The sequence below is a fragment of the Stenotrophomonas sp. CASM106 genome (genome assembly GCF_049384825.1).
Taxonomy (GTDB): Bacteria; Pseudomonadota; Gammaproteobacteria; order Xanthomonadales; family Xanthomonadaceae; genus Stenotrophomonas; species Stenotrophomonas muris.
Window position 1 is genome coordinate 24,382 of sequence record NZ_JBMRFS010000004.1, and the last position, 13,202, is coordinate 37,583.

General features: G+C 67.0%; 7 protein-coding genes and 1 riboswitch. Of the genes, 4 read left to right on the plus strand and 3 right to left on the minus strand.

The window, feature by feature from the left end:
- The first annotated feature begins 35 nt into the window (after positions 1–35).
- Positions 36–2,183 carry a S46 family peptidase gene (locus VG556_RS10655; RefSeq protein WP_100450811.1) on the plus strand — a complete coding sequence of 716 codons (2,148 nt, stop codon included), beginning with the start codon at positions 36–38 and terminating at the stop codon, positions 2,181–2,183.
- 233 nt (positions 2,184–2,416) lie between these two features.
- The gene (locus tag VG556_RS10660) at positions 2,417–5,863 is read left to right on the plus strand and encodes a hybrid sensor histidine kinase/response regulator (protein ID WP_049407653.1); all 3,447 of its coding nucleotides are present in this window, start codon (positions 2,417–2,419) and stop codon (positions 5,861–5,863) included.
- Between the two features lie 39 nt (positions 5,864–5,902).
- On the opposite strand, the gene VG556_RS10665 is transcribed toward VG556_RS10660, so the two are convergent.
- The 3 genes from VG556_RS10665 to acs all read right to left on the minus strand — a co-directional run bounded on the left by VG556_RS10665 (position 5,903) and on the right by acs (position 9,567).
- Positions 5,903–6,478 (minus strand): manganese efflux pump MntP family protein, encoded by a 576-nt coding sequence (locus VG556_RS10665; RefSeq protein WP_049407655.1) that lies wholly within the window; start codon positions 6,476–6,478, stop codon positions 5,903–5,905.
- 88 nt (positions 6,479–6,566) lie between these two features.
- Positions 6,567–6,656, minus strand: a riboswitch (yybP-ykoY riboswitch).
- A 222-nt stretch (positions 6,657–6,878) separates the two neighbouring features.
- Positions 6,879–7,544, minus strand: a complete 666-nt coding sequence (locus VG556_RS10670; RefSeq protein ID WP_006477308.1) for a response regulator transcription factor — start codon at positions 7,542–7,544, stop codon at positions 6,879–6,881.
- Positions 7,545–7,623: 79 nt separating this feature from the next.
- The gene (gene acs / locus VG556_RS10675) at positions 7,624–9,567 is read right to left on the minus strand and encodes an acetate--CoA ligase (protein ID WP_049407658.1); all 1,944 of its coding nucleotides are present in this window, start codon (positions 9,565–9,567) and stop codon (positions 7,624–7,626) included.
- A 245-nt stretch (positions 9,568–9,812) separates the two neighbouring features.
- Between acs and VG556_RS10680 the strand changes: the two genes are divergently transcribed.
- Both VG556_RS10680 and VG556_RS10685 read left to right on the plus strand, forming a co-directional pair.
- Positions 9,813–11,240 carry a DcaP family trimeric outer membrane transporter gene (locus VG556_RS10680; RefSeq protein WP_100450810.1) on the plus strand — a complete coding sequence of 476 codons (1,428 nt, stop codon included), beginning with the start codon at positions 9,813–9,815 and terminating at the stop codon, positions 11,238–11,240.
- Between the two features lie 160 nt (positions 11,241–11,400).
- Entirely contained in the window at positions 11,401–13,065 is a 1,665-nt protein-coding gene (locus VG556_RS10685) for an MFS transporter (RefSeq protein WP_014648890.1), read from the plus strand.
- Positions 13,066–13,202: the final 137 nt, after the last annotated feature.

The window sequence follows — 13,202 nt, forward strand, 5'->3', positions numbered from 1 at the left end:
TGGTCCCGGGCTGTTCTGTCGTACCGGATTGCCTCATGTCACCACGCAAAGCCCTCCCCACCGCCCTGGCCCTGGGCCTGACCCTCGCCACCGGCGCCCACGCCGATGAAGGCATGTGGATGCCGACGCAGCTGCCGGACCTGGCCCAACCGCTGCAGGCCGCTGGCTTCAAGGGCAATCCGGCCGACCTGGCCAACGTCACCGCGCCGCCGCTGAGCGCCGTGGTGCGCGCCGGTGGTGGCACCGGTTCGTTCGTGTCCGCCGACGGCCTGCTGCTGACCAACCACCACGTGGCGATGGGCGTGATCCAGTACAACAGCTCGCCCGAGCACGACCTGATCGCTGGTGGCTTCATCGCCAGGGACCGTGCCGACGAGCGCCCGGCCAACCCGGACTTCCGCGTGCTGGTCACCGTCGGCTTCGACAAGGTGACCGACCAGGTGCTGGCGCAGGCCCGTGGCAAGACCGGCTGTGCCTACTTCGATGCCGTGGATGCAGCCAGCAAGCAGATCGTGGCCGAGTGCGAGAAGGACGGCAGCGTGCGCTGCTCGGTGGCCAACATGTACTACGGCACCGATTTCTACCGCATTGCCCAGCTGGAACTGAGCGACGTGCGCCTGGTGTATGCGCCGCCGCGTGCGATCGGCAACTACGGCGATGAGATCGACAACTTCATGTGGCCCCGCCACACCGGCGACTTCACCCTGCTGCGCGCCTACGTGGGCAAGGACGGCAAGCCGGCCGCCTACAGCAAGGACAACGTACCCTACCAGGCGCCGGCACACCTGCAGATGTCGGTGGAAGGCCCGAAGGAAGGCGATTACGCGATGCTGGCCGGTTACCCGGGCATCACCTACCGCCACCGCACCGCGGCCGAATTCGCCGGCCAGATCGATACCGTGCTGCCGCGCCGCGTATCGGTGTTCCAGCAGATGATCGACACCATCGAGGCCGCCAGCGCCAAGGACGCGCAGGCGCGTACCCGCTACGCCTCGCAGCTGCAGTCGCTGAAGAACAACCGCAAGCGCGCCGCCGGCGAACTGGAAGGCCTGCTGCGCAGCGATGCGAAGGCCCAGCGTGCCGCCGACGAGACGGCCATGCTGGCTGCCACCGACCGCAGGTACCAGGGTGACATCAAGGCGCTGCTGGCCAACCTGTCGCAGGGTGCGGCGGTGGGCGAGCGTGACCTGCTGCTGGAGCAGATGGCCGCGCAGAGCCAGCTGCTGCGCTCGGCGCTGCTGCTGGAGCGCCTGCGCATCGAATCGGCCAAGCCGGACGCGCAGCGCGAGAGCGGCTACCAGCAGCGCGACCAGGCGATGATCGAAGGGGTGCTCAAGCAGGTCCAGCGCCGTTACGCGCCGGAGGTCGAGAAGGCCCTGCTGACCACCCTGCTGACCCGCTACCAGCAGCTGCCGGACGCGCAGCGCGTGGCCGAGTTCGACGCGGCCTTTGGTCGTACCCCACAGCAGCTGGCCAAGGCGCTGGACACCCTGTATGCCGGTACCCAGCTGGGTGAGGAAGCGCAGCGCCTGTCGCGCTTTGCCGCCGCACGCGAAGGCAAGGCACTGGCCGCCGATCCGCTGATCAGCGTGGCCGGTCCGCTGGTGGCCGCGCAGCTGCGCATCGAGAACGAGAGCAAGACCCGCGAAGGCGAGCAGCTGCGCCTGCGCCCGGCGTACATGCAGGCGCTGTTCGCCTGGCGTGCCAAGCAGGGCCGCGCGGTGTATCCGGATGCCAACCGCACCCTGCGCATCAGCTACGGCAAGGTCGAGGCGCTGCACCCGCGCGATGGCGTGACCTACTCGCCGGTGACCACCGTGGCCGGCATCGTCGAGAAGAACACCAACGCCTACCCGTTCGATGCACCCAAGCCGTTGCTGGCAGCGATCGCCAAGGGTGACTTCGGCAGCACCGCCGATCCGACACTGAAGACCCAGACGGTCAACTTCCTGACCAACCTGGACACCACGGGCGGCAACTCCGGCTCGCCGGTGCTCAACGCCAGGGGCGAACTGATCGGCCTGAACTTCGACAGCAACTGGGAGTCGGTCAGCGCCAGCTGGTGGTTCGACCCGCGCTACAAGCGCGCCGTGCACGTGGACATGCGCTACCTGCGCTGGCTGCTGGCCAAGGTCTACCCGGCGCCCGAGCTGCTGAAGGAAATGGGCGTGCCGGCCCAATAACGCCGGTACCTGGCAGGCGCCCACCGCTTCCTGGTGGGTGCCCATTGATTCCCGGTAGGTGCCCACTGTTAGTGGGCACGGATGTCCCCGTCACGACCAACGGTCGTGACCCACCAGACGGATCAACGATCGTGACCTACTGCCATGCCCCACCCTTGCGGTCCTTCCTCGTGACCTACCCGCACGACCAGCGGTCGTGATCTACTGACCCCTGTCCTGACGGAAACGCACGCGTGGTCTCCAGCTGGATCCTGCTGCTGGTCTCGGTTGCCTATGCCGCGCTGCTGTTCGGCGTGGCGTGGTGGGGCGACCGTCGGCCGATGTACCCCGACCGGCCGTGGCTGCGGCCGGTGGTCTACAGCCTGGCACTGGCCGTGTACTGCTCGTCGTGGACCTTCTACGGCGCGGTCGGCACCGCCGTGCGCAACGGCGTGGGCTACCTGCCCATCTACATCGGCCCACTGCTGCTGCTGCTGTTCGGCTGGCGCATCATCGAGCGCCTGGCGCTGATCGCGCGCAGCCAGAACGTGGTCTCCATCGCCGATTTCATCTCCTCGCGCTTCGGCCGTTCCCGGCGGCTGGCGGCGCTGGTGGCGATCATCGCGCTGATCGGCATCATTCCGTACCTGGCGCTGCAGTACAAAGCGGTGGCGATGAGCCTGCAGGTGCTGACCGGCAACACCGGCCCGACCGGCTTCTTCACCGATCCCGCGCTGTACGTGGCGCTGCTGATGGCGCTGTTCGCCACCCTGTTCGGTACCCGCCAGGTCGATGCCACCGAACACCACCACGGCATGATGCTGGCCATCGCCTTCGAATCGGTGATCAAGCTGCTGGCAATGCTGGCCGTGGGCGTGTTCGCCTACCTGTGGCTGAGCAACCGCACCGACGCGGTGGTCGAGTCGGTGCATACGCTGTTCACCGGCCTGCCGCCGGTGGGCTTCATCTCGCAGACGCTGCTCAGTTTCCTGGCCATCATCTGCCTGCCGCGCCAGTTCCACGTGGCCGTGGTCGAGTGCGGCGATGTGCGCGACGTGCGCCGCGCGCGCTGGATGTTCGGCGGCTACCTGGTGCTGATCTCGGGCATGGTGCTGCCGATCGCCACCGCCGGCGTGACCCTGTTCGGCACCGGCGGCAGCGTCGCCGACGACTCGATGGTGCTGGCCCTGCCGCTGGCCGAAGGCCGCAATGCGCTGGCGCTGATCGCCTACGTGGGCGGCTTTTCGGCGGCCACCGGCATGGTCATCGTGTCGTCCATCGCACTGGCCACCATGGTCAGCAACGACCTGGTGATGCCGGTGCTGCTGCGTCGGAGCGGTGACCACCAGGAGGCCGCCGACGTCGCCTCGCGCGTGCTGTGGATCCGCCGCCTGGCGATCCTGCTGCTGGCGTTGATGGCCTACAGCTACTACCGCACCAGCAGCAACGACAGCACCCTGGCCTCGTACGGCCTGATGGCGTTCGCAGCGGTGGCGCAGTTCGCGCCCGGCCTGATCGGCGGCCTGTACTGGCGCGGTGCCAGCCGGCGTGGCGTCGAGGTGGGCATGCTGCTCGGCTTCGCCACCTGGCTGTACACCCTGCTGTTGCCGGCGATGACCATGGCCGGCTGGGTCGATGCCGCCTGGGTGCAGCACGGCCCGTTCGGCATCGAGTGGCTGCGCCCGCAGCAGCTGTTCGGCATGACCGGCTGGGATCCGCTGACCCATGGCACGTTCTGGTCGCTGCTGGTCAATGCGGCGACGATGATGCTGGTGTCCGCACGCTGGCGGCCCGGTGTGGACGAGCGGCTGCGCGCCGCGCCGTTCCTCGACCCGTATGCCGAGCGCCCGTCGGTGGCCGGTGGCTGGCCCGGTCATGTGCACGTGGGCGACCTGCTGGCACTCGCCTCGCGCGTGGTCGGCGAGCGCCATGCGCGGCGTTCGTTCTTCGAGCAGGCACAGTCGCTGGGCCGCGAGCTGCAATCCTCGGCGCCGGCCGACCGGCCGTGGGTGCAGTTCACCGAACGCCTGCTGGCCGCGTCGATTGGTGCGGCCTCGGCGCGCCTGCTGCTGACCAGCCTGCTGCGTGGCTCGGGCATGGACCTGGGCGAAGTGGTGGCGGTGCTGGACGAAGCCGGGCAGGAACTGCGCTTCAACCGCGAGATCCTGTCGACCACGCTGGAGAACATCAGCGCCGGGGTCAGCGTGGTCGATCCGGACATGCGCCTGACCGCATGGAATCGTCGTTACCAGGACATGTTCGGCTACCCCGACGGCATGCTCTACGTGGGCCGCCCGGTGGCCGACCTGATCCGCTACAACGCCGAGCGCGGCGAGCTGGGCGAGGGCGATATCGAAGTGCAGATCAACCGCCGCATCGGCTACATGCGCGCCGGCTCACCGCACGTGTTCGAGCGCACCCGCAGCGACGGCAAGGTGATCGAGATGCGCGGCCAGGCGCTGCCCGGCGGCGGTTACGTGACCAGCTACAACGACATCACCGACTACAAGCACGCGGAGAAGGCACTGCTGGAAGCCAACGAGACGCTGGAACAGCGCGTGGCCGAGCGCTCGCACGAGGCCGAGGTCGCGCAGCAGTCGAAGACCCGCTTCCTGGCGGCGATCAGCCATGACGTGCTGCAGCCGCTGAATGCCGCGCGGCTGTTTGCTTCGGCGCTGCGCGACAGCGACCATGTGAGCGACGAGCAGAAGCATCTGGCCGAACGCGTGGATGCGTCGCTGCGCGCCGCCGAAGAACTGCTCGATGGCCTGCTGGACGTGTCGCGGCTGGATGCCGGTGGCCTGCACCCGGTGATCGGCGAGTTCGACGTGAGCGCGCTGATGCGCGAACTGGCCGCGCAGTACACGCCGGTCGCCGCCGGCCGTGGCCTGCGCCTGGACCTGTTCACGCGTCCGGCCTGGGTGCGCAGTGATCGCCGCCTGCTGCGCCGCGTGCTGCAGAACTTCCTGGCCAATGCGCTGCGCTACACCCGTCAGGGCCGCATCGTGCTGGCGGTGCGCCAGCGTGGCAACGAAGTGGAGCTGCAGGTATGGGATACCGGCCCGGGCATTCCCGAGCACCACATGCGGCAGATCTTCGACGAGTTCCACCGCTACCAGCAGCCGTTCGATTGGGGCGAACAGGGGTTGGGCCTGGGCCTGTCGATCTGCCAGCGCATCTCGCGCCTGCTTGACCATCGCCTCAATGCGCGCAGCCGGGTTGGCAAGGGCTCGATGTTCTCGATCATCCTGCCGCGGGTGGCGCCGCTGCCGGGCTATACCGAACTGGCCGCGCCGGTACAGGCCGCAGCCGCGCCGCTGCGCAGCGATTCGCTGGCCGGCCTGCGCGTGCTGTGCGTGGACAACGACGAAGAGATCCTCGACGGCATGCGCGCGCTGCTCGGTCGCTGGCAGGTGCAGGTGATTACGGCATCGACGGTGGATCAGGCGCTGGAGAAAGTGGCCGAGCGGCCGCAGGTGATGCTGGTGGACTACCACCTGCACGACCGCATGGACGGCCTGGATGCGCTGGTGGCGCTGCGTGAAGCCGCCGGTTACCCGCTGCCGGGTGCGTTGTTGACCGCCGATGGCCGCGACGAACTGAAGCGGATGGCACGCGAACGCGGCTACCGCGTGCTGACCAAGCCGATCAAGCCGGCCTCGCTGCGCGCCTTCCTGGGCGCGCTGCGCGATGCGCAGTAGTGCCGGCCGCTGGCCGGCAACCACGTAATCGCGGAAGCGTTACCCCACGCCGTGCAGGTGCTCGTACAGGATCATCGCGCCGATGATCACCAGGATCACGCCACCGATGATCTCGGCACGCTTGCCGACCATGCTGCCCAGCACACGGCCGAGCATGATGCCGACGGTGACCATGGAGAGCGTGCACAGGCCAATGACCGCGGCCATCACGCCGATATGGACGTCCATGAAGGCCAGGCCGATACCCACCGCCATCGCGTCGATGCTGGTGGCGAAACCGGTCAGCGCCAGCTTCCAGAAGCCGTGGTGATGCGAGGGGTCCTCGTCGTCCTCGGTACTATCCGGGCGCAGGCCGTTGTAGATCATGTGGATGCCCAGCGCACCGAGCAGGCCGAACGCGATCCAGTGGTCGAAAGCTTCCACGTACTGCAGGGCGGCGCGACCGAGCAGCCAGCCGATGATGGGCGTGATCGCCTCGATGACGCCGAAGATGATGCCGGCACGCAGTGCATCGCGGAACACCGGCTTGCGCATGGCCGCACCCTTGCCGATCGCCGCAGCGAAGGCATCGGTGGACATGGCAAAGCCGATCAGGAGGATCGAAATGGGGGACATGGACAGTTGCTGAGGTCGGGCAAGGACGGACGCACGGCTCGCGCTCGCGCCCAACCTGACGTTGCGCGCGCGGGCCGCTGGTCTCGCCAACCATCATGGTTGTCCACGCCACGGCGCACTGGCCGAGTATGTTGACGTGGACGATTCCTGCGAAGGAATCCGGCTACTCCCCAAGGGGACGCGAAGCTTAGCACCGCGATTCGCGCGTGGCGCGTTTCCAGCGAAACGCGCAGGCAGGGCTGGTTTGTATAGCGATGGCTATATCGCGAGCGCAGCGGTGCCTGGTAGTGCCGGCCGCTGGCCGGCATGCGCAACGGCGAGAGCGTGCCAAGCAAGCTTGGCACCTACCAGAGCGGTTTAAGGCGTTTCAGCTGACTGCCGGCCAGCGGCCGGCACTACCTCAATCTTCTTCCGGCGGCAGCACGATGGCGTCGTCGTCGATGGCCAGCTTGCCGGCCATCAGCACGGCCTGGGTGCGGTTGGTCACGCCCAGCTTGCGCAGGATGGCGGTGACGTGGGCCTTGATCGTCGCTTCGGAGACGTTGAGGTCGTAGGCGATCTGCTTGTTCAAGCGCCCGGCGCCCAGCATCTGCAGCACGCGGAACTGCTGCGGGGTCAGCTCACGCAGGCGCTGGCCGACTTCGCGTTCTTCGCTGCCGGTCGGCGGCACGTTGTGCGCTTCCGGCGGCGCCCAGGTCTCGCCATCGAGGATGGTGCCCAGTGCGTGGCCGATGGTGTCCGAATCCGCAGACTTCGGAATGAAGCCCAGCGCGCCGTGGTCGAGCGCGCGGCGCATCACCGTGGCTTCTTCGCGCGCGGACACCACCACCACCGGCAGGTGCGGGTGCAGCGAGCGCATGTGCACCAGCGCGTTGAAACCCTGCGCACCGGGCATGTTGAGGTCCATCAGGACCAGGTCGGCGTCGTTGTGCTGGTCGGCCAGTGCATACAGCGCTTCCACGCTGTCGGCCTCGAACAGCTGCACGCCGGGGATGACCCGCTGCACGGCCCCACGCAGGGCTTCGCGGAACAGCGGGTGGTCATCGGCAATCAGGAGGGTGGTCATGGTCGGGGGGAACCGTGGGGGAAAGCAGATGGGGTCAGAGCCCTTTCCTTGCGGAAAGGGATCCGACCCCGGTCGTACGTCAGCGCACCTTGCGCTCGTCCACCAGCGAGGCCACCACCGATGGGTCGGCCAGGGTCGAGGTATCGCCGAGCTGGTCCGGCGCGTTCTCGGCGATCTTGCGCAGGATGCGGCGCATGATCTTGCCCGAGCGGGTCTTCGGCAGGCCCGGCGCCCACTGCAGGTGGTCCGGCGTGGCGATCGGGCCGATCTCCTTGCGCACCCAGGCGACCAGTTCCTTCTGCAGCTCGTCGCTCGGCGCCTCTTCGGCCACCAGCGTCACGTAGGCGTAGATGCCCTGGCCCTTCACGTCGTGCGGGAAGCCGACCACGGCCGCTTCGGCCACCTTGGGGTGCGAGACCAGCGCGCTTTCCACTTCAGCGGTGCCGATGCGGTGGCCGGACACGTTGATCACGTCGTCGACGCGACCAGTGATCCAGTAGTAGCCGTCCTCGTCGCGGCGGCAACCGTCGCCGGTGAAGTAGCTGCCCGGGTAGGTGCGGAAATAGGTGTCGATGAAGCGCTGGTGGTCGCCGTACACCGTGCGCATCTGGCCCGGCCAAGAATCACGGATGATCAGGTTGCCTTCGGTCGGGCCGTCCTGGATCTCGCCATCGGCATTGACCAGCGCCGGCTGCACGCCGAAGAAGGGCAGGGTGGCCGACCCCGGCTTGAGGTCCATCGCGCCGGCCAGCGGCGAGATCAGGATGCCGCCGGTCTCGGTCTGCCACCAGGTATCGACGATCGGGCAGCGGCTGTCGCCGACCACTTCGTAGTACCAGCGCCAGGCTTCCGGATTGATCGGCTCGCCGACGCTGCCGAGCAGGCGCAGCGACGCGCGCGAGGTCTTCTTCACCGGCTCCTCGCCTTCGCGCATCAGCGCACGGATCGCGGTCGGGGCGGTGTAGAAGATGGTCACCTTGTGCTTGTCGATGACGTTCCAGAAACGCGAGGTGTCCGGGTAGTTCGGCACGCCTTCGAACATCAGCGAGGTCGCGCCGTTGGCCAGCGGCCCGTACACGATGTAGCTGTGGCCGGTGACCCAGCCGACATCGGCGGTGCACCAGTAGATATCGTCTTCGCGCAGGTCGAACACCGCTTCATGGGTGTAGGCCGCGTACAGCAGGTAACCGCCGGTGGTGTGCAGCACGCCCTTGGGCTTGCCGGTGGAACCGGAGGTGTAGAGGATGAACAGCGGGTCTTCCGCGTTCATGCGTTCCGGTTCGCAGGTGGACGGCTGGCTGTCCACCACATCGTGGAACCAGCGGTCGCGCGGGGCCTGCATGTCCACCGCGCCGCCGGTGTGGCGCACCACCAGCACGGTTTCAACCGTATTCGTGCCCGGCAGCTTCAGCGCGGCATCAACGTTGGCCTTCAGCGGAATCCTGCGGCCACCGCGCAGGCCCTCGTCGGCGGTGATGATCAGCTTGCTCTGGCAGTCGCTGACGCGGTCGGCGATCGAATTCGGCGCGAAGCCACCGAACACCACCGAGTGGATCGCACCGATGCGCGCACAGGCCAGCATGGCCACCGCGGCGTCGACGATCATCGGCAGGTAGATGGTGACCCGGTCGCCCTTCTTGACGCCGAGGTTGCGCAGCGCGTTGCCGAGGCGGCAGGTGCGCTCGTACAGCTCGCGATAGGTCACGTGCTGGGCCGGTGCATCCGGGCCGTCCGGCTCGAACAGCAGGGCGGTCTTGTCGCCGCGCGTTTCCAGCTGGCGATCCAGGCAGTTCACGCTGGCATTGAGCTCGCCATCTTCGAACCACTTGATGTGGAAGTCGGACAGGTCATAGCTGACGTTCTTGATCTTCGTCGGCTTGCGCATCCATTGCAGGCGCTCGGCGGCCTTGCCCCAGAAACCATCCGGGTCGGTCACCGAGGCCTGGTACTGCTGTTCGTACGACGTCTTGTCGATGCGTGCCTTGGCGGCGAACTGCGGATCGACGGGGTAGATATCAGCCATGGCACCCTCACTTGCACGTTGACTTTGTATGTGCGGTCGCAGCATCGCAACGACCGATCCCCCTCAGTTTGCCCCATTCACCCCCGGCCGCGTCACCACCCTGGTTAGACCATGGTCGAAAGTGAGCGCCCAGCAGGGCCGGGTTCGACCAATGGCCAATAGCCGCTGTGCGCGAACGCCCCGCAGTCTCGGCTCGACCGTGCCCCACGCGCGGCATCACCTTGCCACTTGGGAGAGAGGGCAACATGAGCCACCGTACGTTGAAAGCCGTGCGCACACCTTTGGCGGCCTGCCTGTTGGTCGCCCTGGTCGCACCGGGCATGGCGTTCGCAGAGACCGCCAAAGAGAAGGCACTGGAAGCACGCGTTGCCGAACTGGAACGCCAGGTCCAGCTGCTGCTGTCTTCGCAGCAACAACAACAGACCCAGATCAGCCAGACCCAGCAGGCGGTGACCGAAGTGCGCACGGTGCAGGCCGGGCAGAAGCCGGTCGCCTCGGTGCCGGCGGGCAAGCAGCCGATCCAGGTCACCACCATCACCCCGGGCGCCGCGCCGGGTACCACGGTCAAGATCGGCGGCTTCATCAAGGCCGACTTCCTGGCCACCCAGACCAGCGATGGCCAGCTGGCCGACGACGCCACCGGCCGTTCGCTGTACCTGCCGGGCCAGACCCCGGTGGAAGGCGCCGGCGGCAGCGGCAAGCGTTCGGGCACCGACTTCAACGCCCACGCCAAGTTCTCGCGCTTCAACCTGGGCATCGACAACGTGAGCGAATCGGGCAACAAGGCCGGTGCGTTCTTCGAGATGGACTTCTTCGGCAACTCGCTGGGCAACCAGACCGCCACCAATACCTATGGCGTGACCCTGCGCCACGCCTACATGTACTGGAACAACTGGCTGGCCGGCCAGACCTGGTCCAACTTCATGGACGCGGCCGCGCTGCCGGAGGCGGTCGACTTCGTCGGCCCCACCGACGGCGTGATCTTCGTGCGCCAGGCCCAGGTGCGCTACACCCAGGGCGGCTTCAGCGTCGCACTGGAAAACCCGGAAACCACCACCCTCACCGGTACCCGCAACCCGGTCACCGGGGCCTGGACCAACGCCAGCGCCAACTCCGACCGTGGCAGCCTGCCCGACCTGACCATGCGTTATGGCTGGAAGGGCGACTGGGGAACCTTCGGTGTCGGCGGCATCGTCCGCCAGTTGAAGGTCGACAACCAGGCCACCGGCGCGAAGGCCGACAAGGTGGCCGGCGGCCTGACCCTGGGCGGCAAGTGGGTGATGGGTGACAGCGACTCGCTGCACTACCAGCTGACCGGTGGCGAAGGCATCGCCCGCTACATCGGCCTGGGCATCACCGCCGACAGTGCCTATGACGTGGCCCGCGACGAGCTCAACCCGACCGGCGTGCTGGCCGGCTACGTGGGCTGGCGGCATGCGTTCTCGCCGAAGCTGCGCACCAACCTGATCTACGCGCGCAGCGACTACGACAACGACAGCATCCTCGGCCCGCTGGTGACCAAGAGCGTGCAGAGCATCCGCGGCAACATCTTCTATTCGCCGCTGCCCAAGGTCGATATCGGCGCCGAGCTGATGTATGGCCGTCGCGAAGTGGAAAACGGCAACAAGGGTGACATCACCCGGTTGCAGTTCACCACGAAGTACAGCTTCTAAGAGCGTGCCGGCCAGCGGCCGGCACCTACCGAGATGGGGTGCCGGCCAAGGTCGGCATCTACCGAGATGGGGTGCCGACCAAGGTTGGTACCTACCGAATTGAATGCCGGCCAACGGTCGGCACCCACCCACAACGATTGCTTCGGAGGGGAAGCGTCTTATGTCCAGCACTGCACCAGGCCCGCACCATGCGGCGGGCACCCTGACCAAGGGCCACAAGAAAGTCATCTTCGCCTCGAGCCTCGGCACGGTCTTCGAGTGGTATGACTTCTTCCTGTACGGCTCGCTCGCGGCCATCATCGCCAAGCAGTTCTTCAGTGGCGTCAATGAAACCACGGGCATGATCTTCGCCCTGCTGGCGTTCGCTGCCGGCTTCTTCGTGCGTCCGTTCGGCGCGGCCTTCTTCGGCAGCCTCGGCGACCGCATCGGCCGCAAGTACACCTTCCTGGTCACCATCCTGATCATGGGCATCTCGACCTTCCTGGTCGGCGTGCTGCCCAACTACGCCTCGATCGGTTTCGCCGCACCGGTGATCCTGATCATCCTGCGCCTGGCCCAGGGCCTGGCGATGGGCGGCGAGTACGGCGGTGCCGCCACCTACGTGGCCGAGCACGCGCCGGACGACAAGCGCGGCCTGTACACCAGCTTCATCCAGTGCACCGCCACGCTCGGCCTGTTCCTGTCGCTGCTGATCATCCTGGCCTGCCGCATGACGCTGGGCAACGAGGCCTTCGAAGCCTGGGGCTGGCGCATCCCGTTCCTGGTCTCGATCCTGCTGCTGGGCATTTCGGTATGGATCCGCCTGCAGCTGAGCGAATCGCCGCTGTTCCAGCAGATGAAGGCTGAAGGCAAGGGCTCCAAGACCCCGTTCCGCGACAGCCTGAAGGGTGGCAACCTGAAGCTGATGCTGCTGGTCCTGCTCGGTGCGGCGGCTGGCCAGGCGGTGGTCTGGTACGGCGGCCAGTTCTACGCGCTGTTCTTCCTCAGCAGCATGCTGAAGGTCGATGCCACCACCTCCTACCTGCTGATCGCCGCTGCGCTGGCACTGGGCACGCCGTTCTTCATCTTCTTCGGCTGGCTGTCCGACCGCATCGGTCGCAAGAAGATCATCCTGGCCGGCTGCCTGCTGGCGGCCATCACCTACATCCCGATCTTCAAGGGCCTGACCCACTTCGCCAATCCGGCCATCGAAGAAGCCCGCAGCAGCTCGCCGGCCCTGGTCGTGGCCGATCCGGCTACCTGCTCGTTCCAGTTCGATCCGGTCGGCCTGCGCAAGTTCACCAGCTCCTGCGACGTGGCCACCGCCGCGCTGACCAAGGCCGGTGTGCCGTACGACGTGCAGCCCGCCGCCGCCGGTTCGCTGGCGATGGTGAACGTGGGCAGCGCCAGCGTCACCTCGTATGAGGCCGCCGGCCTGACCAAGGAAGAAGGCAAGGCCAAGGCCGATGCGTTCGGTGCGGAACTGAAGACCGCCCTGACCACCGCCGGCTACCCGGCCAAGGCCGATGGCGCCCGCATCAACATCGCCGGCACCATCTTCATGCTGTGGCTGCTGGTGCTGTACGTGACCATGGTCTATGGCCCGATCGCCGCCTACCTGGTCGAACTGTTCCCGACCCGCATCCGCTACACCTCGATGTCGCTGCCGTACCACATCGGCAACGGCTGGTTCGGTGGCTTCCTGCCGGCGATCTCGTTCGCGCTGGTGGCCGGTACCGGCAACCTGTACTACGGCCTGTGGTACCCGATTGCGATCGCACTGATGTCGGTGGTGATCGGCGGCCTGTTCCTGCGCGAAACCAAGAACGTGGATATCACCAAGTAACCGGTGGGTTCCATGCAGTGAAGGAAAGGCCGCGGTGCAGACCGCGGCCTTTCTGCTTGTGGGCCGTGCCCACTCGGCCCGCATCCGGTAGTGCCGGCCGCTGGCCGGCAACCTCCTGAATCGCCGCGGACATGAAG